Genomic DNA, 22,605 nt, shown 5'->3' with positions numbered 1-22,605 from the left:
TCGCGGGGAAGCATCTGCTTCTAGACCCCCGCCCCGATCTTCTTCAGCTGTTCGGCCATCTGTTTCAAGCGCTTGTCCAGCTCGGCCATGGTGCGGTTGAGGGCGCCCTCGTCGTCGCGCCAGACCTGGACCACGCGGGCCCAGACGGCGGTCATGGCCAGCAGACGTGGAGCGGTGGCCTCGACCCCGGCGGCTTCCAGGACGGCGCGGGCGATGCGCGGGAAGCGGGCCGCCGAGGCCATGACCCCCTCGCCCTTGGCGACGGCGATCAGGGCGGCGCGGTGCGGCTCCATGGCTTCCAGGCGCGCCATGGCCGCGTCGAACAGGCGGTCGTGGGTCTCCGAACCCTCCGGATAGTCGACGCCCAGCGCCGCGCGGTCGAAGCGGGCCGAGAGGTGGGCCAGCACGGCGGCCTTGCCGTTGGCCCGACCGTAGAGCTCGGCGAACGGGACATCGGCCTTCACCGCGATATCGCGCAGGGAGACGGCCGGCCACGGCTTGTCGGCGGCCAGGGCGAGCGCGGCGTCGGCGGCGCGATCGAGAATGTCGTCGGTCATGGCGAAGAGATGGGGATAGTACGGCCCGCTCAGCAAGCCCCCACCTGACCGCTACGCGGTCGTCCGCCCCCGGAGGGGGCGGAAGGTTGGCGCGCGTCCTTCTTCCCCCTCCGGGGGAGGAGCGCGAAGCGCGGAGGGGGCCGGTGTCAGCCGCCCAGTTCCTTCGACCGGACCACCGCCGCGTCCATGGCCTTGGGCAGCAGGTCGCCAAAGCCGCCGTCGCCCATCAGCACCGCCAGCGCCGCTGCCGTGGTGCCGCCGGGCGAGGTGACCTGCTTGCGCAGCTCGGCCGGTTCCTCGCCGGACTTTTCCATCAGCGCCGCCGCGCCGATGATCGTGGCGCGGGCCAGCTTGGCGCTGTCGGCCGCGTCCAGCCCCTGGGCGGCGCCGGCCGCTTCCAGGGCCTCGACGAAGGCGTAGAGATAGGCCGGGGCCGAGCCCGAGACGGCGGTGGCCGCGTGCATCAGCTCTTCGCTGGCCAAGTCGACCACGGCGGCGACCGGCGCGAACAGGGCGTGAGCGGCGGCGCGGGCGGCGTCATCCTCGGCGAAGATGCTGGCCGCGCCCCGGCCGATGGCGACGGCGGTGGTCGGCATCACCCGCGCCACGCGCCGGCCGCCGAACGCTTCTGCGATGTCGGCCGCGCGGACGCCGGCGGCGATCGAGACGATGATGGCGTCGGGGGCCAGATGCGGGACCACGTCCTTGACCGCCTCGCGCCAGATCTGCGGCTTGACGGCCAGCAGCACGGTCTTGGCGGCGGCCAGGGCTTCCAGCGGTGGATTGACCGACACGTTGCCCAGGAGAGCGGCGTCGACGTTCGGATCGCGGACGATCAGGTCGGCGGCGGCGAACGCGCCCGCGCCGCGCCAACCATCGATCAGGGCGCCGCCCATGCGGCCCGCGCCGAGGAGAAGGATGGGGGTCATGACGCACCTCGATCTCTACCCTTCTCCCCTTGCGGGAGAAGGTGGCCTGCGAAGCAGGTCGGATGAGGGGTTTCTCGGCGGAACAGACGGCCACTGAGGCGATCGCCAGCGCGACCCCTCATCCGTCGCTTCGCGACACCTTCTCCCGCAAGGGGAGAAGGGAAGTCCAGCCCTTAAGCCTGGCCGACGGTCTCGAACATGCAGGCGGCCATCGCCTCGTCCGGGGTCTTGGCGCCCTGGAGCAGGAATTCGAAGGCCGGGAAGAAGCGGTCGGCGGCTTCCACCGCCGCGTCGATCATCGAGGCGGCCTGGGCCATGGTCGGGCGCTCGCCGGCCGGCAGGGCCAGGGCGTGGCGGAACACGACCTCGCCGTCGTCGGTCCAGACCTCGAAGTGGCCCAGCCAGACGCGCTGGTTGATCAGGGCCAGCAGCTCATAGGCGTTGGTGCGCTTGGACTTCGGCGCACGCATGTCCAGCGACAGGCACAGCTGCAAGCAGTCGGCCTCGGGACGCCAGGCGAACCACAGCTCGTAGTCCTTCCAGTCGCCTTTCAGCGCGAAGGCCAGGTCGCCGTCTTCGGTGCGGTCGAAAGTCAGGTTTTCAGCGGACAGGACGTGCTCGACCACCTCGAGAGGATCGAGGGCCAGCAGGACGTCGTCGTCTTCCGGTTGGGTATCCATGAAAAACCTACGTCCCCGCCAGCGAGGCGGGGGTTAGCCCCGCCGTGAATCGCTCACGTACCAGGGACACTAATCTGCTTCGCGGCGTTCGTCTCAACCCGCTTCACGTCGGGCGCGAGCGGTGATTCGCCTAATCGGCCGAAGGCGCGGCCTTCTTGGCCGGCGCTTTCTTGCTGGCCTTGAGGCTAGCGACCTCTTCGCGAAGGGCCGCGACCTCGGCCTTCAGGGCCTCGAAATCGTCGCGGCGGATCAGGTCGAACTCGGCCGCCAGGCGATCGGCCTGAGCCCGCATCGCGGTCTTCGCCTCCTCGCCGGCCGTCTGGGCGATGCCCATGGCCGCCTGGGTCAGCTTGGCGAATTCGTCGAGGAAGGGGTTCTGGCTGTGCATCGCGGTTCCGAGAGGCCCGATGGGTGGGCCAGCCGTCCTTATATGGGAAACGGGGGATGAAAGCGAAGCCCGAACCCTATAGATCTGCGACCATCTGTCCCGCACGGAGCCGTACGGCGTGATCTTTCCGAACATCGATCCCGTAGTCCACATCGGCCCCTGGGCCCTGCAATGGGGGCCGCTGGCCCTGCGCTGGTACGCCCTGGCCTATGTGGCGGGCATCCTGCTGGGCTGGCGCTACGCCATTCGCCTGACCCGAACCGCCAGCCTGTGGGGCGGCCGGGCGCCGACCGCCACGCCGCTGCAGATCGACGACCTGGTGCTGTGGATCACGCTGGGCATCATCGCCGGCGGCCGCATCGGCTACATCCTGTTCTACATGCTGCTGAACCAGGACCAGCGGATCTGGCTGGCGGCCCACCCGCTGGACGTCGTCAAGATCTGGGAAGGCGGCATGTCGTTCCACGGCGGCTTCCTGGGCGTTTGCGCCGCGATCGCCCTGTTCGCGCGGCGCAACAAGATCGACATCCTGAAGCTGGGCGACCTGATCGCGCCGGTGGCCCCGATCGGCCTGTTCTTCGGCCGTATCGCCAATTTCATCAACGGCGAGCTGTGGGGCCGCCAGACCGACGCCCCGCTCGGCGTCATCTTCTGCAACGAGACCATCAAGGCGGCCAATCGCGGCGGCTGCCCGGCCGGCCCCTATCCACGCCATCCCAGCCAGCTCTACGAGGCCGGCCTGGAAGGGCTGCTGCTGTTCCTGATCCTGGCCTTCGCCGTCTATCGGCTGAAGTGGATGCGGCGGCGCGGGGCCCTGGTGGCGACCTTCCTGCTGGCCTACGGCCTGTTCCGCCTGTCGCTGGAGAACGTGCGCAATCCCGATGTCGGCATGCCCGAGTTCCCGTTCGGCCTGACCATGGGGATGATGCTGTCGACGCCGATGATCCTGGTCGGTGGCTGGCTGCTGTGGAAAGCGCTGCGTGAACCGGTCATCGACGAGACGCATGAGCCTGCTTGATCGCCTGAAGGCGCAGATCGCCCACGACGGCCCGATCGGCGTCCCCGAGTTCTTCACCCGCTGCCTGCACGACCCGCGCGACGGCTACTACGCGACACGTCCTGACCTGGGCGCGACCGGCGACTTCATCACCGCCCCGCTGGTCAGCCAGATGTTCGGCGAGCTGATCGGCCTGTGGGCGATCGAGACCTGGACCCGCATGGGCCGGCCCTCGCCGTTCCGGCTGGTCGAGATGGGGCCGGGCGACGGCACGCTGATCAGCGACCTGCTGCGGGCCGGGCGTCTGGAGCCCGCCTTCCTGGCCGCCGCCGAGGTGTGGCTGGTCGAGGTCTCGGAACCTCTGCGGGCCAAGCAGGCCGTACGGTTGGGCGAGGGTCCGCGCTGGGTCGGCCGGCTGGACGAGATTCCCGACGGCGCGCCGATGATCCTGGTGGCCAACGAGCTGCTGGACTGCCTGCCGGCCCGACAGTTCGTGCGGACCGAAGGCGGCTGGGCCGAGCGGGTGATCGGCCTGGGCGAGGACGGCGAGCTGGCATTCGGGTTGAAGGCTCTAGGCAAATCCCCCCTCCCCCTTGATGGGGAAGGGAGCGCGACTATCGGAAGCATCTGGGAATCCTCCCCCGCCCAGGCCGCGCTGGCCTCCGACATCGCCCACCGCCTCGTCACCGACGGCGGCGCGGCGCTGCTGATCGACTATGGTCGCGACGCGCCCGAGACCGGCGACACGCTGCAGGCGCTCCAGAACCACCGGAAGGTCGATCCGCTGAAGACCGCGGGCCTGGCCGATCTGACCGTCTGGGCCGACTTCCCGTCGGTGGTCGTCGCCGCCCGCGAGGCGGGCGCCAAGGCCGGGCCGATCCTGAGCCAAGGCGATTTCCTGCGGGCGCTGGGGATCGAGCAGCGCGCCCAGGCGCTATCAACGGCTCGACCCGATCGCGCCGACCAAATCGGAAGACAGCTTGATCGTCTGGTCGGCGAGGCGCAGATGGGCGCTCTGTTCAAGGTCGCGTGCCTCGCCGCGCCCGACCTTTCGCCCCCCCTCTTCGAGGACGCGACATGACCAAGAAGTCCGACCTGCCGACCATCCAGTCGCCGCTGTTGTCCAGCCTGCCAGGGGTCAAGCACGCTTTCTTCACCCGCAAGGGCGGGGCCTCGACCGGCATCTATGACAGCCTGAACGTCGGGCGCGGCAGCAAGGACGACGCCGCCGACGTGGTCGAGAACCGGGCCCGCGCCGCGGCCTGGTTCGGCGGCGCGCCCGAAGACCTGAACACCTGCTACCAGATCCACTCGACCATCGCGATCAAGGCCGACGGCTCGTGGGGCGACGCGCGGCCGCAGGGCGACGCGGTGGTGACCAAGACGCCCGGCGTGATCTGCGGCGCCCTGGCGGCCGACTGCGCGCCGGTGCTGCTGGTCGATCCCGAGGCCCGGATCGTGGCCGCCGCCCACGCCGGCTGGCGCGGAGCCCTGGACGGCGTCGTCCAGGCCGCCGTCGACGGCATGGTCGAGCTGGGCGCCAAGCCGGAGCGCATCACCGGCGTCGTCGGCCCCTGCATCGGCCCCAACTCGTACGAGGTCGGGCTGGAGTTCCTGCACCGGTTCGAGGCCGACTGCCCGGGCTCGGGCCGATTCTTCCGGCCGGGCGCGGCCGAGGACAAGCGCTTCTTCGACCTGCCGGCCTTCGTGCTGGACCGCCTGGAGACCGCCGGCGTCGAGCGCCGCGAGTGGGTCGGCCGCGACACCCGGGCGGAGGAGGAATGGTTCTTCTCCAACCGCCGCGCCTTCCTGAACGGCGAGGGCGACTACGGCCGCCTGCTGTCGGCGATCAGCCTGGAAGCGTGACCGTCCGGACACGGATGCTGATTACTCGTCACGTTAACACTTGCCCCCCCGCCGATCACTGCTAGAAGGCCCGGCAACGCCCGCCCCCCACCTCCGAGCGATCCCCATGAAGCTGCTGTCTGGCAACTCGAACCGCCCGCTGTCCCAGGCGATCGCGGAATATCTCGACATGCCGCTGACCCGCGCCCAGGTGCGCCGGTTCGCCGACCTTGAGGTGTTCGTCACCATCGACGAGAACGTGCGGGGCGAGGACGTCTTCGTCATCCAGTCGACCAGCTACCCGGCCAACGACAACCTGATGGAGCTGTTGATCTGCATCGACGCCCTGAAGCGCGCGTCGGGCAAGCGGATCACCGCGGTGCTGCCCTATTTCGGCTATGCCCGCCAGGACCGTAAGACCGGCGGCCGCACGCCGATCTCGGCCAAGCTGGTGGCCAACCTGATCACCCGCTCGGGCGCCGACCGGGTCCTGACCATGGATCTGCACGCCGGCCAGATCCAGGGCTTCTTCGACATCCCGACCGACAACCTGCTGCCTTCGCGCCTGCTGGCCGACGATGTGCGCCGCCACTACGCCATGGGCGACGACCTGATGGTCGTGTCGCCGGACGTCGGCGGCGTGGTCCGGGCCCGCGCCCTGGCCAAGCGCCTGAACGACGCCGACCTGGCCATCGTCGACAAGCGCCGCTCGGGCCCCGGCCAGTCGGAAGTCATGAACATCATCGGCGACGTCAAGGATCGCCGCTGCATCCTGTTCGACGACATCGCCGACTCGGCCGGCACCCTGTGCAACGCCGCCCAGGCCCTGATGGCCCACGGCGCCAAGTCGGTCAGCGCCTACATCACCCACGGCGTGCTGTCGGGCGCGGCCGTCGATCGGGTCGCCAATTCGGTCCTGACCGAGCTGGTGGTCACCGACTCGATCGAGGCCTCGGACCCGGCCAAGGCCTGCGCCAAGATCCGCTACATCTCGTGCGCCCCGCTGATCGGCGAAGCCATCCGCCGCATCGCCAACGAAGAGTCGGTGTCGAAGCTGTTCGACTAGACTCTCTTCCGACCTTCCCGGCGAAAGCCGGGATCCAGATCCCAGGCGCCGGGGTTGATTGGAAGAGCTCGGCATTTCCGGAACCCACCCCAGCGCTCTTCCAGCTGGGCCCCGGCTTTCGCCGGGGAAGTCGGGATATTTGGGGCGCTCCTATCCCCAAACTCGCCTCCCGCAAGGCTCCGCTTGTAAAAGTCTGGTTAACGGGGCGACAGTCACAATGTCGCCTGCCCGGGCTGCTATGCGCGCCGCCCAAGACCTGCAGGCCAAGACTGATGGGGAAGTTTTCGAATATGCGCTCCTTTTCGCGTACGCGGGTCGTTCTGACGACGACCATCGTGGCGCTGACCGCGATGATCGCGGCCTGTAGCTCCCCGCCGCCGCCGCCGCCCCCCGTCGTGCAGGCTCCGCCGCCGCCGCCGCCGATCACCCTGTCCTCCACCGTCGTCGAGCGCGCCAGCGCCTTCCGCGGCTACATGGCCCGCGCCAGCGCGGTGTCGCCGACCTTCCAGAACGGCGAGCAGATCCAGGCCTCGCTGAAGCTCGGCGCGTCCTACGAATCCAAGTCGTTCATGAACGGCGCGGTGGCCTACGCCGCCGTCCTGGCCCTGCAAGACCCCACCTTCGTCGCCTCGGTGCGCGAAGTCGCGGCCAACCCGACCTCGCGCCAGGAGATGATCAACAACATCTTCTCCAACCCCTCGTACGCCGCCGTGTTCAAGGGTTCGGACAGCGCCGCCGGCCTGATCATCGACACGATCGGCGGCGACGGCCTGAAGGTCTACATGGCCGGCAAGGCCGTGAAGCAGGCCGCCTACGACGTGCAGCGCTCGTCCTGGTCGAAGGCGACCGTGGTCGATCGCGACGGCCGCCTGGCCTCGGCCAAGAGCCTGTCGACGACTCCGGCCCTGGCCGAGAGCGCCGACGTGGCCGTGCTGCAGCAGGCCTCGACGGGCGGACAGTCGCTGGGCCTGACGCCGCGCACGGCCACCGCCCCCTACCAGCCGGTCGTGATCCGTGGCCTGGCCGTGGCCGCCCTGGCCGCGCTCGGCGCCGCTGGCGACAGCAACCTCAGCTATATCGACGCGATCAGCAACGATCCGGGCACGGCCAACTGCCTGAACATGAGCAAGCTGAACCTCTACCAGTGCCTGGCCGTGTCCAAGCCCCACTACGAAGACGTGTTCTGCCTGGGCCAGCACATCCTGATCGACACCGGCGCCTGCATGGTCAAGGCCGCCGGCGCCAGCCTGCCGCCCGAACCGCCGCCTCCGCCGAGGATCGAGCCGGTCGCGACCAAGAAGACGGTGGCCAAGAAGACCACGACCAAGAAGAAGGCCCCCGCCAAGAAGGGCTGAGGTCCGCTCAGATCGAGCCGAAAGGGCTGGGCGTTGCGTCGCCCGGTCCTTTTGTGTATGTAGCGCGACCCTAAAAAGGCGTCGTCGGGCCAGGCAATCCAGTCTTGTGCGATGAGCCCCCTTCGAGAGCGTCCGGCTCTCCTGAGAGATATTGATATGGTCGAGATCATTCTGAACGTTGAAGTCCGTGATGGCGTCGGCACCGGCCCGGCCCGCGCCGTCCGTCGCGAAGGCAAGATCCCCGGCGTCCTGTACGGCGGCGGCAAGGCTCCGGTCGGCATCGCCGTGAAGGCCAACGAATTCCGCAAGTCGCTGTACACCGGCAAGCTGCTGGGCCACCTGGTGACCCTGCAACACGGCGACGAAAAGCAATCGGTCATCGCCAAGGCCGTGCAATTCCACCCCGTCACCGACGAGCCGGTCCACTTCGACCTGTACCGCGTCAGCGAGCACCAGCTGATCAAGATCGAAGTGCCGGTGCACTTCAAGAACCACGAAACCTCGGTCGGCCTGAAGAAGGGCGGCACGCTGGAAGTGATCCGTCACACCGTCGAGCTGGCCTGCCCGGCCGACAAGATCCCGGAAGAGCTGGTCATCGACCTGGCCGACCACGACATCGGCGACGTGATCCGCGTCTCGGAAATCAAGCTGCCGGAAGGCGTGAAGCCGGCCATGGACCGCGACTTCGTGATCGCCAACGTCAAGGCTTCGTCGGCCGCCCAGTCGGACGCCGGCGACACCACCGAAGGCTAATCCGCTCGGTCTTCGGATCGAACTGTTTTACGGAACGGGCGGGCCTTAAGGGTCCGCCCGTTTTCGTTTGTCCCTCGTTTCGCTTGTCCCTCGAGAACTCCGCGATGCTGATCCTCGCCGGCCTGGGCAATCCCGAGCCCAAGTACGAGAAGAACCGCCACAACGTCGGCTTCATGGCGGTCGACGCCCTGGCGCGGAAATGGGGCACGGCCCCGTGGCGCGCCCGCTTCCAAGGCTTGGCCTGCGAGGGCCAAGTCGGAACGCCGGACGGCCCGGTCAAGCTGCTGCTGCTCAAGCCCAAGACCTATTACAACGAGAGCGGCCGCGCGGTGGGCGAGGCGATGAAATTCTTCAAGCTGCAGCCATCCGACGTCATCGTCTTCCACGACGAGATCGACATGGCCCCGGGGCGCTTCCGCATGAAGGCGGGCGGCGGGGCGGCGGGCAATAACGGCATCCGCTCGGTGACCAGCCAGGTCGGCGACGCCTTCCGCCGCGGCCGCATCGGCGTGGGTCACCCCGGCCACAAGGACGCGGTCATGCATTACGTGCTGGGCGACTTCCACAAGGTCGAGCACCAGTGGCTGGACCCGATGCTGGACGCCCTGGCCGACGCCCTGCCCTTCGCCGCCGCCGGCGACGACGAGCGCTTCCAGGCCGAGGTGATGCGTCTTGCGCCGGCCCCGAAGGCGGATCCGCGCAAGCCGGCCTAGAGCGCGTCAGGCGAAAGTGTGAGCGGTTTCGCCGCCCGACGCGCTCCAGGCAAAAACGAGGCCTGCTGTTCGCAGGCATCGGCGGACGATTGACGGACGCTCGAAGGCGCGACAAAGACCGAACGTAGAGTCCGGGGTCTAAGATGTTCTCTCTGCCGCTGCCGCTGATCGGCCTGTCTCTTGTGATCGCCATCGCCCTGTGCGTCCACGTGGTCCGCACGGGCCAGCAGATGTACTGGCTGTGGATCATCCTGGCGTTCCAGCCGGTCGGCGGGATCGTCTATTTCGTGGCCATCATCGCGCCAGCCTGGTTCGGCGGCCGCACGGCCCAGAAGGTCGGCCAGGCCGCGCGCAAGGCGCTGGATCCGCAGCGCGAGTATCGCGAAGCCGCCCGCGCCGTCGACGACGCCCCTACCGTGGCCAACCGCGTCCGCCTGGCGCTCGCCGCCAGCGAGCTGGGCAAGCACGCCGAGGCCGAGACCCTCTACGCCGACAGCCTGACGGGCCTGTACGCCGACGACGCCCAGCTGCTGCTGGGCCGCGCCAACGCCCTGATCGAGCTGAACCGTCCAGCCGAGGCCCTGCCGCTGCTGGAAAAGCTGGGCGAACAGCCCAACGCCGGCCGCACGCCCCACATCATGCTGGCCCTGGGCCGCGTCTACCACGCCCTGGGCCGCGAGGAGCAGGCCGAGACCGCCCTCTCTTGGGCCGCCGACCACTATCCGGGCTTCGAAGGCATCGCCCGCTACACGGTGTTCCTGGCTCGCATGGGCCGCAAAGATGAGGCGCGCGCCCAGCTGGCCGAGATCGACAAGCGCCTGGCCAAGACCCACAGCCACTTCCGCAAGGAAGCCAAGACCTGGCGGGACTTCGCGGCGGCGGCGGTGAATTGATCCATATCGATTGACAGAAAGTTTTTTCTGTCAGAACTTGGCGTCAGGAGAAGACGCCATGGCGACCGTTCTGCATCTGAAGCCGCTCCATCGCGCGCCGGTCACGACGCCGGAGAGCCCTGCCCAGCGCCGCGTACGACTGGGAAGTCGGGCGGCGGCCTGGCTGTTCACCGCCCTGTTCGCCCTGTCGGCCCTGGTCCTGATCACCGCGATCGCGACGATGCTGTTCTACAAGGGCGAGCTGGTCCGGATCGGGCCAGACAACTGCTACATCGGCGAAGGCCCGCCCAATTCGGTGGCGTTCGGCTCGCTGCCCCTGGTTCACCGCCTGGTCTATGTCGGGGTCGGCATCGTTCGGGCCACGCCGATCCTGATGATCTTCTGGAGCCTTCGCGCCCTGTTCGGCGGCTACGCCCGCGGGGAGGTGTTCTCGCTGGCCGCCGCGCGCCGGTTCGCAAGGGTCGGCGCCTGGCTGTGCGCCTACGCCGTTTCGCCGCTGCTGTGCCACCTGGTCCTGGCGGCCACCGGCTATGAGATCGACAAGAACTGGGCGCACATGGCCAGCCTGCAAGCCTTCGTTCTGGGACTGCTGGTCTTCGTGATCGGCCAGGTCATGCAGGTCGGCCGCGAAATCGAAGAGGACCGAAAGGCCTTCGTCTGATGCCCATCGTCCTGCGCCTCGACGTCATGCTGGCCCGCCGCAAGATGCGCTCCAACGCCCTGGCCCGCGCCATCGGCATCACCGACGCCAACCTGTCCCTGCTCAAGTCCGGCAAGGTCAAGGGCGTGAAGTTCGAGACCCTCGACGCCATCTGCGCCTTCCTGGACTGCCAGCCCGGCGACATCCTCGAATACCAGCCCGAACAGCCGCCCGACATCCAGGGCGAAAGCCTTAAACGCGCCGGCTGACGGCGCCCTTTCGGAGACAAGCCATGAAACTTTCAACGCCCGTCCGGGCGATCGCGGCCGGCTGCCTGCTGTTCTGGGCCGGCTTCGCCGAAGCCGAAACCAGGTTTGTCGGGGTCCCCGACGGCAAGCTGGCCTACGAGACTTGCGGCGACGGCCCGACAACCCTCGTGCTGCTGCACGACGGCATCCTGCACTCGGTCGCCTATGACGGAGTCTGGCCCACGCTGTGCCGACGCTTCAAGGTGATCCGCTATGACCGGCGCGGCTATGGCGCTTCGCCGCCCGCGGCCAATCCCTATCGGCCGGTCGATGACCTGGCGGTGCTGATGAAGACGCTGGACGTCAAGCACGCCACCCTGGTCGGCTCGTCCTCGGGTTCCGGCCTGGCGGTCGACTACGCTCTGGCGCACCCCGAGCAGGTCGATGGCCTGGTCTTGGTGGGTCCCTGGATCAGCGGCTTCGACGCCTCGTTCGGCTTCATCTTCCGCGCGCTGAAGCTGCTGACCCTCTACAAGCTGGGTCTGACCGATAGCGTGGTGCGGGATCCCTACATCCTGACCAAGAACGCCGCGCCACAGCGCGAACGGCTCAAGGCGATCCTGAAGGCTCACCCCGGCAATCTCACCGCCGGAACCCGGGAACAACCCCCAGCGGCGCCGGCCAAACCACGCCTAGGCGAGATCCGCGTCCCAACCTTGATCCTCGTCGGTCAGGTCGACATCAAGGACGTGCAGGAACAGGCCAAGGTCCTGGAAACCGCCATCCCCGGCGCGAAACGGGAAATCGTCCCGGCCACGGGTCACCTGATGTACCTGGAAAAGCCGAAGGACTTCGCTGAGCGCGTGGAACGTTTCATGGATCAGGAGAGCGCCCTCGATCGGACACGCCCGAAGTCAAACTAAGGGCGGAGGTCGCCACGCGCTCGAGGTCCGCCTATAGCGCGACGATATCTTCGGTCGAGCAGCCTGATGTCCGCTCTCGACCCGTTGTGGACGCTCCCCAAACCCCTCTCTCTCAGAGAGAGGGAGGGGCCCACGCCGCAGGCGTGGGAGGGTGAGTGGTTACACCCTTTCCGAACGACGCTCCGGCCAAAGCGGCGGCGGCGACGGCGGTGCAAGCCCGGGTTCACTTTTGAGATACTTCAATGGAAGGCTCGGGATTTTCCGGCTAGCGGTGAAACCACTCACCCTCCCACCGCTTCGCGGCGGGCCCCTCCCTCTCTCTCAGAGAGAGGGATTCCGGATGTCCCTTTTCCACCCAAGGCAGCCCTCAGAACTTCCCGCTCCGAAAATCCTCGAACGCCTGAACCAGCTCCTCCCGCGAGGTCATCACGAACGGGCCGTGCCAGAACACCGGCTCGCCGATCGGGCGGCCGGCCAGCAGCAACAGCCGCGCGTCGGTGACCGCCTCGACCGCCACCGTATCGCCGCCGCCCAGGAACACGCCCGACAGTGCGTCGATGGTTTCGCCGGCCACGCGGACCTGGCCCTCATAGACCGCCAGCATGGCGTTGCGGTCATCGCTCACGGGCTCCTCGAACCGCGTCCCGGCCGGCAGCACGACATCGAAATAGAGCGCGTCGACCGCCCCGCCGCCGATCGGGCCCGCCGTGCCGCCCTCGGTGGCGCCCGAGATCACCTTGACCGACACCCCGCCGTCGCGCGCCTCGACGGGAATCGCGTCGCTCTCGAATTCCGAATAGCCAGGCGCGCTCATCTTCAGCCTGGCGGGCAGGTTCACCCACAGCTGGAAGCCGCGCATCCGCCCTTCGGCCTGTTCGGGCATCTCGGAATGGACGATGCCCTTGCCGGCCCGCATCCACTGGATGCCGCCCGGCTCGATCACGCCTTCGCGGCCGGTGTTGTCGCGATGCCGCATCCGGCCTTCCAGCATGTAGGTCACGGTCTCGAAGCCGCGATGCGGATGGTCGGGGAAGCCGCCCATGTAGTCGGACGCCTGGTCGTTGTCGAAGCAGTCCAGCATCAGGAACGGGTCGAACATCTGGGCCTCGGCGGTGCCCAGCATCCGGGTCAGGCGCACGCCGTCGCCGTCCGAGGCGGGCTGGCCCTTCACGATCTTCACGACGGGTCGAACGCTCATGGGGAGCTCCTTTCGGCTTTTGATATCTGATCTGGTTGCAGTTCGCGCAAGCCCCCGGCTCGTTCGCCTTTCCCGGCCATCCGTGCTAATCGCCCGCCCAACGAAATTCACGAGAGTTCCATGGCCCTGAAAGTCGCCATCGTCGGCCTGCCCAACGTCGGCAAGTCCACCCTGTTCAACGCGCTGACCCAGACGGCGTCGGCCCAGGCGGCCAACTATCCGTTCTGCACGATCGAGCCGAACACCGGCGAAGTCGCGGTGCCCGAGCCGCGCTTGGACGCCCTGGCCAAGATCGCCGGCTCCAAGGAAATCATCCCGGCCCGGATCACCTTCGTCGACATCGCCGGCCTGGTGCGCGGCGCGTCCAAAGGCGAGGGCCTGGGCAACCAGTTCCTGGCCAATATCCGCGACTGCGACGCCGTGGCCTTCGTGGCCCGCTGCTTCGAGGACGGCGACATCGTCCACGTCGAAGGCCGCATCGACCCGATCAGCGATCTCGAGATCATCGAGATGGAGCTGATGCTGGCTGACCTGGAAAGCCTGGAAAAGCGCGTCCCCGCCTTGGAGAAGCGCGCCAAGGTCGGCGCCGACAAGGAAAGCGCCAACACGCTGCGCCTGGCCAACATCGCCCTGGCTTTGCTGCGCGAAGGCCGCCCGGCCCGCGCCGCCAAGATTGACGCTGACGACGAGAAGGCGTGGCACATGCTGCAGCTGCTGACCTCGCTGCCCGCCCTCTATGTCTGCAACGTCGACGAAGGCTCGGCCGACAAGGGCAACAAGTATTCCGCGTTGGTCGCCGAACGCGCCGCCAAGGACAACGCCAAGGCGGTGGTCATCTCGGCCCAGATCGAGAGCGAGATCGCGTTGCTGGACGCCGAGGAACGGACCGAGTTCCTCGAAACCCTGGGCCTGGAAGAGCCGGGCCTGAACCGCCTGATCCGCGAGGCCTACAAGCTCTTGGACCTGCAGACCTATTTCACGGTCGGCCCCAAGGAAGCCCGCGCCTGGACCATTCACGTCGGCGACACCGGCCCGCAGGCGGCCGGCGTCATCCACACCGACTTCGAGAAGGGCTATATCCGCGCCGAGACCATCGCCTTCGACGACTTCGTCAAGCTGGGCGGCGAGAACGGCGCCAAGGAGGCCGGCAAGATGCGGGCCGAGGGCAAGGACTATGTCGTCAAGGACGGCGACGTGATGCACTTCCGCTTCAACGTCTAGGACATCAAAGCCGCAGCGGCCGGAGTGGAAACGCCCCGGCCGTTTCCGATTTGGGACGACGCCATGGCCGAGACCATCACCTTGACCGCCGCGCATGACGGCTTTTCCTTCACCGCCCTGCACGCCCAGCCCGAGGGAGCCCGCAAGGGCGCGGTCATCGTGATCCAGGAAATCTTCGGCCTCGACCGCTATGTGCGCGAGGACGTGGCCCGCTGGGCCGCGCGCGGCTTTGAGGTGGTCGCGCCGTCGATGTTCGACCGCGGCCAGAAGGGCTTCACCGCCGAGCATGACGAGGCCGGTTTCGCGCGCGGCCGCGAGCTGGCGCTGGCCAACGGACCGGACAACGCCATGGGCGACGTCCAGGCCTGCATCGATTTCCTGAAGCCTCGCGGGCCGGTGTTCGTGGTCGGTTACTGCTACGGCGGGACCATGGCCTGGCTGGCGGCTTCGCGCTGCGAGGGCCTGTCGGCGGCGGCCAGCTACTATGGCGGCCAGGTGGTCGGCATGGCCAAGTTCACCCTCGCCGCCCCGGCCATCGTCCATCTGGGCCGCAAGGATCCCCACATCCCGGCTGATCAGGTCAAGGCCGCCATCCAGGCCGCCCATCCCGAGGTTCCGGTCCACATCTACGAGGCCAGCGGCCACGGCTTCAACAACGACGGCCGGCCCGAGTCCGACCTCGCCGACGCCGAGCTGGCCCGCCAGCGTACGGTCGAGTTCTTCGCCCTGCATGGAGCCGCCTGAGATGGGTGAACGCATCGCCCTGGCCGACCGCGACGGCGCGCCGTTCGCCGCCTACCTGGCCCCCGCCCAGGAGGCCCGGCGCGGCGGTATCGTCATGCTGCACGCCATCTGGGGCGTCACCCCGCATATCCGCGACCTGGCCGACACTCTGGCCGAGCAGGGCTACGAGGTGATCGCCCCCAGCCTGATGGACGCGGCCGACGCCGACTTCCCCAGCGTCGACCTGCAGCCCGAGATCCTCGACGCGCGCATGGCCATGGGCAAGCTGACCAGCTGGGGCGCCGCCACCCTGCCTCGCGTGCAGGCCGCCATCGACGCCCTGAAGGGGCCGGTGTTCGCCATGGGCTTCTGCTACGGCGGCACGACGGCCTGGCTGGCGGCCTGCCGCTGCGAGGGCCTGCAAGCCGTGTCGGCCTTCTACGGCGGCGACATCGTCGGCTATCGCGACGAGACGCCCAAGGTCCCGACCATCCTGCACTTCGGCAAGACCGACGCCCTGATCCCGATGCCCGACGTCGACGCCATCCGCGACGCCCATCCGGACCTGCCGATCTATCTCTATGACGCCGGGCACGCGTTCGTCGCGCCCAGTGGCCACCACCCCGACAGCGCCCGCCTGTCGCTGCTGCGCACCCTGCAGCTGTTCCAGCGCTCGGGCGGGAGCAAGGGCGAAGCTTGAGGATAGGCGGCGGGCCGCCTACGGTCGGCGGATGATCCGTTCACTGACCGCCGTCGCCCTGTCGTTCTCGCTGATCGCCGCCACGCCGGCGCTGGCCCAGACGATCGTCATCGTTCGCCACGGCGAGAAAGCGGCCCCGAACGGCGATCCGGACCTGTCGCCGGCGGGCCAGGCGCGCGCCCAGACCTTGGCCGCCAGCCTTTCCGGCGCCCACGTGGATCTCGTCCTGACCACGCCGCTGAAGCGCACGCAGCAGACCGGCCAGCCCACCGCCGAGGCTGCGGGGCTGAAGATCATGCCGGTCGCCCTGGACGGCGGCGTACCGGCCCACGCTCAGCGCGTCGCCGATCAGGCCCGCAAGGCGCCCGCCGGCGCCACCGTGCTGATCGTCGGCCACAGCAATACGTTCACCGATATCGCCCGCGCCCTCGGCGACCCTTCGCCCGAGACCCTGACGGACTGCGAGTATGACCACATGACGGTCATTCAGCTGGGCGGCGCGACGCCCAAGGTGGTCCACGCCCGCTACGGCGCCCCTACGCAGGCCTGCTGAGCCGCGCCTATTTCGGCGGGATCGCGCCCGCCGTCGGCCAGGCGCTGTCGCCGAGGCGCTTGAGGTTCATCTCGAAGAATTGGACCGGCGGCCGGCCCTCCATCACCCGCTCGCCGACCTCGCGCCAGGCGCCGTCCTTGATCACGGCGGTGTAGCGGATGGTCATCGGTCCGGCCGGGATCTCCCAGACATAGCCGTCGGCGGTGGGCGTCAGCTTGAAGTCGCCGGCCTGGCCCATGGCGTAGGAGTGAAAGGCGTAGGCGCCCGTCGAAGGCTCGAACGAGATCACCCCGAAGGCGTTGAAGCCGGTCGAGCCGTCGGCGTTGTAGCCGCGCCCCTCGACCACCTTGATCGAGCCGCCCAGCAGCGGGCCGATCCGCTCGGCCTGGGTGACCTCGTGCTTGCCGCTCGGGGTCAGGGTCCAGGCCGGCCCGCGCCAGACGCCGTCCATCGCCGAGAGCTTCCTCATCGCCTCGGCCTGGGCGGCGATGCGGGGGCCGGGATCAGGCGGCATCTGGGCGAAAGCGGCGCCGGCGCAGGCAGTGAACGCGAGCGCCGTGGCGGCGAGCAGCTTGCGGGTCATGGCGATCCTCCCCAGGACGTCGCTTCCCATCCCGGGAAGTCATAATGACTTTGCTTTGCAAAGTTCTTGTCGTCAACAGGATCGACGTTCGCCAACAGCCGTCGCGTAACCGTCACGGCTGAGCTAGACTCGTCCCATGCGTCGCCGCGTTCCGTTCCTGGCCTTGTCGCTTACCCTGATCCTCGCTGGCGCGGCGCGGGCGGGCGAGACGGCGTGCTGGTTCGAGAACGGCGCCATCATCGCCCCGGCGGTGATCGCCGACATGGCCGGCGACTACGTCATCGATCTGTCCGCGCCGCGCACCCTGCTGCACGAGACCAAGGCCCAGATGGCGGGCATCACCGAGCCCGAACTGGTCCTGCCCGTCGAGGTCGCCGGGCTGAAGGCGCCGGCGGTGTCGGTGAAGGTCGCCGACCTCGACGCCCGGGGGGCCGGCTTCTTCACCCCGATCGCCGGAGTGATCGGCATGGACGTCCTGGCCGGCCACAGCGTCGAGATCGACTTCGCCGCCTGCCGGGTGCGCATCGACCAGCCTTGGCGCGCGCGCCGGCAGGTCGTCCTGCCGGTCGTGGTGGTCGACGGCCTGCCGACGATCGAAGCGGCCGTCAGCGACGGTCCCACGGCCCTGCGCGGGGCCTTCGCCATCGACACGGCGTCCCTGGCCATGGCGCGACTGTCCACGCGCGGCGCGGCGGCGACGGGAAAGCTGGACCTGACCGCCCGGCACAAGGCTCTCGCCCGGCTGCGGGCCCTGTCGATCGGCGGCGTGCTGGCCGAGAACGTCCCCGCCAGCCTGGCCGACGACCTGCCTGAAGGCGTAGCCGGGACCTTGGGCGCGGGCTTCTGGGCTCGTCACCGCCTGCGTCTGGCCGCCGACGCCCGGACGCTGTCGGTGGCGCCGTGAACTTGCGGTCCCGTGGCCGAGCTCGTATGGCTGAAACCTAGCCGCAGGAGAGCGCCTTTGATCGTCGTCGCCCACCGTCACAACCGCCGTCGCGGCGACGCCTGACGCCGCCGCTCGGCCTTCCGCGCTGATCCCAGCGCGTTTCCCAAAGCCGAGACTGTTGATGCTTATCGAAGCCAAGAACGAAGACTTCGCCGCCCTGTTGCGCGGCGAGGCCCCCGCTCCCCTGCGCCTGTGCGACAGCCCCGTGGCCCCGCCCGGGGTGCTGGCCATGCTGGCCGAGCTCGCCGACGAGATCGGCGGCGTGTTCAGCCCCGCCGCCTGGATGATGGTGGAGGACGGCGAGATCGTCGGCCTGATCTCGCCCACCCGGCCGTTGGACGCCGAGGACCGGTCGCTGCACATCGGCTACGGCGTCGCCCCGACGCGACAAGGACGCGGCGCGGCCACCCGCGCCGTCGCCGATCTCGCCGCCTGGGCCAAGGACGACCCACGGGTCAACGCCCTGACGGCCGAGACCTCGGTCGACAACCCCGCCTCCCAAGCGGTGCTCGCCCGCAATGGCTTCCAGGTCGTTGGCGAGCGCGTCGACGACGAGGACGGGCCGGTGATCTGCTGGCGGCTGGACGTGTAGCCGACACTCCCCTCTCCCTCGTCATCCCGGCCGCAGCGAAGCGGAGAGAGCCGGGCCCCAGGGGCGACCGCACCGGGCTTGGCCCCTGGGTCCCGGACAGCCTCTGCGAGGCTTCCGGGATGACACGGGCATTTAACCTCAAAGAAAAAGGGCCCGGTGTTTCCACCGGGCCCTTCAAACTTCAGTGCTCAGGCAGGCTCAGTGCGACTCGTTGCGCCACACGGTCTTGTAGCTGGCGAACAGCAGACCCGAGAGCAGGACGAGGTAGATCAGCACGGCGAAGCCGGTCTGCTTGCGCTCTTCCAGCTTGGGCTCGGCGGCCCACATCAGGAAGGCCGACACGTCCTTGGCCTGTTGGTCCAGGGTCGACTTGGTGCCGTCGTCGAACGTCACCAGGCCGTCCTTCAGCGGCGGGGCCATGGCGATGAAGCCGCCCGGCGGAACGTGCTCGTGCGAGCCCGACCAGGCCGACGTCAGGTCGCCCGGGAAGTATTCGTTGTAGTGGCCGCCGGTCGGAACCTTCAGGCCGGCGGGCGGAGCCGCGTAGCCGGTCACGACCGAATAGATGTGGGCCGGGCCCTCTTCGCGCGCCTTGGCCAGCAGCGACATGTCCGGCGGCAGAGCGCCGCCGTTGCTGGCCCGGGCCGCGGCTTCGTTGGCGAAGGGCGACGGGAAGCGGTCGGCGCTGGTCGCGGGACGCTTGATGGCGTCGCCGGTCTCACCGTCGATATCGGCGATCTCGTAGTCCTTGGCGATCGCCTTGACCCACGGGTTGTCGTTCGAGTTCGGGTACTTCTCGTTATAGAACGGAGCGCCCTTGTCGCCGAGGTTGCGGAACGCCACCAGCTTCAGCGAGTGGCAGGCCGAGCAGACCTCGCGATAGACCTTGAAGCCGCGTTGCAGCTGGGCCTGATCGAACTTGCCGAACGGGCCTTCGAACGACCAGTGGACGTCCTTGGCTTCCTTGGCGCCGCCGTTGGCCAGGGCCGGGCCGGCGACGCCGACCGTCAGGAGACCGACCGCCGCCGCGAGTACCGAGAGTTTGCGGAGCATCGGGATCAACCCTTATGAGCGTCGGCCGACAGGGCCGGCGAAGCGATCGAGTCCGGAACCGGCAGGGTCTTTTCGACCAGGCCCAGGACCGGCAGCACGATCAGGAAGAAAGCGAAGTAGTAGAGCGACGCGACGCGCGACAGCCACACGAAGCTGTTCAGGTCCGAATCCATCAGCTTGAACGTGGTCAGGTGCGGGATCACCGGATCGTCGGGCAGCTTGGCGCCGCAGAAGCCCAGGATGATGCAGGCCACCAGGAAGAACACGAAGTAGATCTTCGCGGTCGGGCGGTAGCGCATCGAACGCACCTTCGAGGTGTCCAGCCACGGCAGGGCGAACAGGCAGGCGATGGCGCCGAACATGGCCAGCACGCCGAACAGCTTGTCGGGAACGGCGCGCAGGATCGCGTAGAACGGCAGGAAGTACCATTCCGGAACGATGTGCGACGGCGTCACCAGCGGGTTGGCCTCGATGTAGTTGTCGGCGTGGCCCAGGGCGTTCGGCATGTAGAAGACGAAGAAGGCGAACAGGATCAGGAAGACGCTCATCGCGAAGCCGTCCTTCACCGTCGCGTACGGCGTGAAGGGCAGGACGTCGGCCTTCGACTTCGGCTCGACGCCGGTCGGGTTGTTCTGGCCCACCACGTGCAGCGCCCAGATGTGCAGGATCACGACGCCGGCGATCATGAACGGCAGCAGATAGTGCAGCGAGAAGAAGCGGTTCAGGGTCGGGTTGTCGACCGCGAAGCCGCCCCACAGCCAGGTGGTGATGCTCTCGCCGACCAGCGGCAGGGCGCCGAACAGGTTGGTGATGACGACGGCGCCGTGGAACGACATCTGGCCCCAGGGCAGGACGTAGCCCATGAAGGCGGTGGCCATCATCAGCAGATAGATCACGCAGCCCAGCAGCCACAGCACTTCGCGGGGCGCCTTGTAGGAGCCGTAGTACAGGCCGCGCAGCATGTGGATGTAGACGGCGATGAAGAACATCGACGCGCCGTTGGCGTGCATGTAGCGGATCAGCCAGCCGTAGTTCACGTCGCGCATGATGTGCTCGACCGACGCGAAGGCGCCTTGGGCGCTCGGCGTGTAGTGCATCACCAGGATGATGCCGGTGATCAGCTGGGAGGCCAGGCACAGCGACAGGATGCCGCCGAAGGTCCACCAGTAGTTCAGGTTGCGCGGCGTGGGATAGTCGACGAACGAGTCGTAGCCCAGACGCACGATCGGCAGACGGGCGTCGAGCCAGCGCTCGAAACCGGTCTTGGGTTGATAGGTCGAATGTCCGCTCATCTCGCTTAGCCGATCTTGACCTTGGTGTCGGTGAGGAAGGCGTATTCCGGAACCACCAGGTTCTTGGGCGCGGGGCCCTTACGGATACGACCCGAGGTGTCATAGACCGAGCCGTGGCACGGGCAGAACCAGCCGCCGTACTCGCCGCCGCCGAAGGTCGGGACGCAGCCGAGGTGGGTGCAGTTGCCGCCGACGATCAGCCAGTTGGTCTTGCCCGGCTTGACGCGCGCGGCGTCGGTTTCGGGGTCCTTCATCGCCGCGTGGTCGTCGGCGACGGCCTTGGCGATCTCGGCCTTGGTGCGGTTGCGCACGAACAGCGGCTTGCCGCGCCACTTGATCGTGACCTGCTGGCCTTCGGCGACCTTGGTCAGGTCGAACTCTGTCGACGCCAGAGCCCGCGTGTCGGCGGAGGGGTTCATCTGGTCGATGAACGGCCACACCAGGGTCGCGGCGCCGCCAGCGGCGGCCGCGATCGCGGCGATATGAATGAAGTCGCGCCGGGAGGGATCACTCCCGTGTTCCGGCTCGGTCGTTGCGCCCACGGCGGTGTCGGCCACCTTACGTCACCCTTTTATTCCGCCGGACCGCGGAAGCGGCCGACTTGGAGAAGCGTCTTTCGACGCCATATCTTGCTCGACCCGCAAGCGGATCTCCGCCACAAGGCAGCGGTCGGATCGTCGTATCGGACGCGCGGACCAAGTCCGCAAGCCCTTTCGATTCGCGGCAAAGCCCCTGCTGCCCTTGTGGTTGGTTCGCTTATTATGCGTATCGCACTTTTTCAACCAGGCATTCCCCAAAACGTCGGGGCGGCCATCCGGCTCTCGGCCTGTTTCGACGTCGGTCTGGACGTCATCGAGCCCTGCAGTTTTCCGTTGGACGACAAGAGCTTGAAGCGCGCGGCCCTGGACTATGGGCCCCTCGCGAGACTGAAGCGCCACGACAGTTGGGCGGCATTCCTTAAGGCGCCGGAGCGCGTTGACGGGCGCCTGCTGCTGTTCACAACCAAGGGCGCCACGCCCTTCCACCGGTTTTCGTTCGAACCCGGAGATACGCTGCTGTTCGGCAACGAGAGCCGGGGCGCGCCGGACGAGGTCCACGCGGCGGCGCAGGGCCGCATCGTCATCCCGATCATGCCGGAGGCGCGCTCGATGAACCTGGCCACCACGGCGGCCATGGCCTTGGGCGAAGCGCTACGGCAGACCGGCGGCTTCCCGGGATGAGTCCTCAGTGGTCCCCGAAATCCACGTCGCGGCGCGCCGCGACGATGGTGACGATGAAGCCGGCCAGCACGTCCAGCAGCACCATCAGGGTGACCAGGAAGAAGGTCGAGGTGGCGAAGGCCGGGAACAGCAGGAACTCGATCAGGCACAGGATGAACAGCACCATCGACAGCGAGTGGTTGATGATCGCGATCCGGCGGCTGGTGGTCGACTTCAGCAGCTCGACGAACAGCACGACCAGCGACGCCGCCAGCAGCAGGTCGCCCAGGCTGACGGCCCACTCGGCCCGCGAGGTCATGTGGATGGTGAACAGCTTGTCGGTCATGCGGACACTGGCGTCCATGGCGCGGAAACCGCCAGCCAGGGTCAAGGCGACCAGATTGTAGATGATAACCGGCAAAGCCAGCAGCGGAACCGCGGCGAACATCGAACTTCCCCCCATTTTGGCTTGAGCTAGCAGTCTCATGCCATGGTTAAGGCGTAGCGGGATTTTCCGTTGCGGTGAAGCCGCCTCGCCTGTCAGGCGCCCTATTCGGG

At 68.1% G+C, this 22,605-nt stretch carries 28 protein-coding genes and 1 pseudogene; 19 read left to right on the top strand and 10 right to left on the bottom strand.

The features are described 5' to 3' along the window. Positions 1-20: 20 nt before the first annotated feature. The gene (locus AC1DSO_RS04950) at positions 21-557 is read right to left on the bottom strand and encodes a TetR family transcriptional regulator (RefSeq protein ID WP_477067796.1); all 537 of its coding nucleotides are present in this window, start codon (positions 555-557) and stop codon (positions 21-23) included. A 61-nt stretch (positions 558-618) separates the two neighbouring features. Between AC1DSO_RS04950 and AC1DSO_RS04945 the strand changes: the two are divergent. Then, positions 619-697: pseudogene (locus tag AC1DSO_RS04945) on the top strand (hypothetical protein); the annotation flags it as partial. A 6-nt stretch (positions 698-703) separates the two neighbouring features. Here the strand turns inward: AC1DSO_RS04945 and proC are convergent. From proC to AC1DSO_RS04930, 3 genes are all read right to left on the bottom strand, one after another. Then, entirely contained in the window at positions 704-1,486 is a 783-nt protein-coding gene (gene proC / locus AC1DSO_RS04940; protein WP_477067789.1) for a pyrroline-5-carboxylate reductase, read from the bottom strand. Positions 1,487-1,659: 173 nt separating this feature from the next. Continuing rightward, positions 1,660-2,166: a type III secretion system chaperone family protein gene (locus AC1DSO_RS04935; protein WP_047403482.1), complete on the bottom strand. Its 507-nt coding sequence runs from the start codon at positions 2,164-2,166 to the stop codon at positions 1,660-1,662. A 130-nt stretch (positions 2,167-2,296) separates the two neighbouring features. Next, positions 2,297-2,554, bottom strand: coding sequence for an accessory factor UbiK family protein (locus AC1DSO_RS04930; protein WP_477067788.1), 258 nt, complete (start codon positions 2,552-2,554; stop codon positions 2,297-2,299). A 118-nt stretch (positions 2,555-2,672) separates the two neighbouring features. Here AC1DSO_RS04930 and lgt point away from each other — a divergent pair, with 118 nt between their 5' ends. The 11 genes from lgt (at position 2,673) to AC1DSO_RS04875 (ending at position 11,987) form a co-directional block, all read left to right on the top strand. Beyond that, the gene (gene lgt, locus AC1DSO_RS04925) at positions 2,673-3,572 is read left to right on the top strand and encodes a prolipoprotein diacylglyceryl transferase (protein ID WP_477067787.1); all 900 of its coding nucleotides are present in this window, start codon (positions 2,673-2,675) and stop codon (positions 3,570-3,572) included. Continuing rightward, positions 3,559-4,632: a class I SAM-dependent methyltransferase gene (locus AC1DSO_RS04920; RefSeq protein ID WP_477067786.1), complete on the top strand. Its 1,074-nt coding sequence runs from the start codon at positions 3,559-3,561 to the stop codon at positions 4,630-4,632. Before lgt ends, AC1DSO_RS04920 begins: the two co-directional genes overlap by 14 nt. Continuing rightward, the gene (gene pgeF, locus AC1DSO_RS04915) at positions 4,629-5,417 is read left to right on the top strand and encodes a peptidoglycan editing factor PgeF (protein WP_477067785.1); all 789 of its coding nucleotides are present in this window, start codon (positions 4,629-4,631) and stop codon (positions 5,415-5,417) included. The genes AC1DSO_RS04920 and pgeF overlap by 4 nt, the downstream gene beginning before the upstream one ends. 106 nt (positions 5,418-5,523) lie before the next feature. Then, on the top strand, positions 5,524-6,462 hold the full coding sequence (locus AC1DSO_RS04910; RefSeq protein WP_047403474.1) for a ribose-phosphate pyrophosphokinase: 939 nt from the start codon (positions 5,524-5,526) through the stop codon (positions 6,460-6,462). 290 nt (positions 6,463-6,752) lie between these two features. Next, positions 6,753-7,817, top strand: a complete 1,065-nt coding sequence (locus tag AC1DSO_RS04905) for a hypothetical protein (RefSeq protein WP_477067784.1) — start codon at positions 6,753-6,755, stop codon at positions 7,815-7,817. 156 nt (positions 7,818-7,973) lie between these two features. Continuing rightward, positions 7,974-8,570 (top strand): 50S ribosomal protein L25/general stress protein Ctc, encoded by a 597-nt coding sequence (locus AC1DSO_RS04900; protein WP_477067783.1) that lies wholly within the window; start codon positions 7,974-7,976, stop codon positions 8,568-8,570. Positions 8,571-8,674: 104 nt separating this feature from the next. Then, complete coding sequence (gene pth, locus AC1DSO_RS04895) at positions 8,675-9,283, top strand: aminoacyl-tRNA hydrolase (RefSeq protein ID WP_477067782.1); 609 nt, start codon at positions 8,675-8,677, stop codon at positions 9,281-9,283. 143 nt (positions 9,284-9,426) lie between these two features. Continuing rightward, on the top strand, positions 9,427-10,176 hold the full coding sequence (locus AC1DSO_RS04890) for a tetratricopeptide repeat protein (RefSeq protein WP_477067781.1): 750 nt from the start codon (positions 9,427-9,429) through the stop codon (positions 10,174-10,176). 58 nt (positions 10,177-10,234) lie between these two features. Continuing rightward, positions 10,235-10,837: a DUF2975 domain-containing protein gene (locus tag AC1DSO_RS04885; RefSeq protein ID WP_477067780.1), complete on the top strand. Its 603-nt coding sequence runs from the start codon at positions 10,235-10,237 to the stop codon at positions 10,835-10,837. Then, positions 10,837-11,085 (top strand): helix-turn-helix domain-containing protein, encoded by a 249-nt coding sequence (locus AC1DSO_RS04880; protein WP_477067779.1) that lies wholly within the window; start codon positions 10,837-10,839, stop codon positions 11,083-11,085. The genes AC1DSO_RS04885 and AC1DSO_RS04880 overlap by 1 nt, the downstream gene beginning before the upstream one ends. Before the next feature lie 23 nt (positions 11,086-11,108). After that, positions 11,109-11,987 carry an alpha/beta fold hydrolase gene (locus tag AC1DSO_RS04875; RefSeq protein WP_477067778.1) on the top strand — a complete coding sequence of 293 codons (879 nt, stop codon included), beginning with the start codon at positions 11,109-11,111 and terminating at the stop codon, positions 11,985-11,987. Positions 11,988-12,354: 367 nt separating this feature from the next. Here AC1DSO_RS04875 and AC1DSO_RS04870 read toward each other — a convergent pair whose 3' ends face one another. Next, the gene (locus AC1DSO_RS04870) at positions 12,355-13,185 is read right to left on the bottom strand and encodes a pirin family protein (RefSeq protein WP_477067777.1); all 831 of its coding nucleotides are present in this window, start codon (positions 13,183-13,185) and stop codon (positions 12,355-12,357) included. A 120-nt stretch (positions 13,186-13,305) separates the two neighbouring features. Between AC1DSO_RS04870 and ychF the strand changes: the two genes are divergently transcribed. From ychF to AC1DSO_RS04850, 4 genes are all read left to right on the top strand, one after another. Next, positions 13,306-14,406 (top strand): redox-regulated ATPase YchF, encoded by a 1,101-nt coding sequence (gene ychF / locus AC1DSO_RS04865; protein ID WP_477067776.1) that lies wholly within the window; start codon positions 13,306-13,308, stop codon positions 14,404-14,406. Positions 14,407-14,469: 63 nt separating this feature from the next. Beyond that, positions 14,470-15,150 carry a dienelactone hydrolase family protein gene (locus tag AC1DSO_RS04860; RefSeq protein ID WP_477067775.1) on the top strand — a complete coding sequence of 227 codons (681 nt, stop codon included), beginning with the start codon at positions 14,470-14,472 and terminating at the stop codon, positions 15,148-15,150. A gap of 1 nt (position 15,151) precedes the next feature. Beyond that, positions 15,152-15,829, top strand: a complete 678-nt coding sequence (locus AC1DSO_RS04855; RefSeq protein WP_477067774.1) for a dienelactone hydrolase family protein — start codon at positions 15,152-15,154, stop codon at positions 15,827-15,829. 31 nt (positions 15,830-15,860) lie between these two features. Next, complete coding sequence (locus AC1DSO_RS04850) at positions 15,861-16,382, top strand: SixA phosphatase family protein (RefSeq protein ID WP_477067773.1); 522 nt, start codon at positions 15,861-15,863, stop codon at positions 16,380-16,382. 7 nt (positions 16,383-16,389) lie between these two features. Here AC1DSO_RS04850 and AC1DSO_RS04845 read toward each other — a convergent pair whose 3' ends face one another. Beyond that, a complete protein-coding gene (locus AC1DSO_RS04845; RefSeq protein ID WP_477067772.1) occupies positions 16,390-16,965 on the bottom strand; it encodes a DUF1579 domain-containing protein in 576 nt (191 codons plus the stop codon). A gap of 136 nt (positions 16,966-17,101) precedes the next feature. Here AC1DSO_RS04845 and AC1DSO_RS04840 point away from each other — a divergent pair, with 136 nt between their 5' ends. Then, positions 17,102-17,869 (top strand): hypothetical protein, encoded by a 768-nt coding sequence (locus tag AC1DSO_RS04840; protein WP_477067771.1) that lies wholly within the window; start codon positions 17,102-17,104, stop codon positions 17,867-17,869. Positions 17,870-18,032: 163 nt separating this feature from the next. After that, entirely contained in the window at positions 18,033-18,503 is a 471-nt protein-coding gene (locus AC1DSO_RS04835) for a GNAT family N-acetyltransferase (protein WP_477067770.1), read from the top strand. A gap of 198 nt (positions 18,504-18,701) precedes the next feature. Here the strand turns inward: AC1DSO_RS04835 and AC1DSO_RS04830 are convergent, their stop codons facing one another. The 3 genes from AC1DSO_RS04830 to petA are packed head-to-tail and all read right to left on the bottom strand — an operon-like array spanning position 18,702 to position 21,405. Further along, complete coding sequence (locus tag AC1DSO_RS04830) at positions 18,702-19,556, bottom strand: cytochrome c1 (protein WP_477067769.1); 855 nt, start codon at positions 19,554-19,556, stop codon at positions 18,702-18,704. A gap of 5 nt (positions 19,557-19,561) precedes the next feature. Further along, complete coding sequence (locus AC1DSO_RS04825; RefSeq protein WP_477067768.1) at positions 19,562-20,848, bottom strand: cytochrome b; 1,287 nt, start codon at positions 20,846-20,848, stop codon at positions 19,562-19,564. Between the two features lie 5 nt (positions 20,849-20,853). Next, positions 20,854-21,405: a ubiquinol-cytochrome c reductase iron-sulfur subunit gene (gene petA, locus AC1DSO_RS04820; protein ID WP_477067767.1), complete on the bottom strand. Its 552-nt coding sequence runs from the start codon at positions 21,403-21,405 to the stop codon at positions 20,854-20,856. Positions 21,406-21,609: 204 nt separating this feature from the next. On the opposite strand from petA, the gene AC1DSO_RS04815 reads away from it, so the two are divergent. Next, on the top strand, positions 21,610-22,068 hold the full coding sequence (locus AC1DSO_RS04815) for a tRNA (cytidine(34)-2'-O)-methyltransferase (RefSeq protein ID WP_477067795.1): 459 nt from the start codon (positions 21,610-21,612) through the stop codon (positions 22,066-22,068). A gap of 4 nt (positions 22,069-22,072) precedes the next feature. Here AC1DSO_RS04815 and AC1DSO_RS04810 read toward each other — a convergent pair whose 3' ends face one another. Further along, positions 22,073-22,495 carry a hypothetical protein gene (locus AC1DSO_RS04810; protein ID WP_477067766.1) on the bottom strand — a complete coding sequence of 141 codons (423 nt, stop codon included), beginning with the start codon at positions 22,493-22,495 and terminating at the stop codon, positions 22,073-22,075. Positions 22,496-22,605: the final 110 nt, after the last annotated feature.

The organism is Caulobacter sp. P4_E5 (assembly GCF_056401555.1).
The sequence above is the reverse complement of the archived record's forward strand: the minus strand, read 5'-3'. Positions and strand labels throughout refer to the sequence as shown.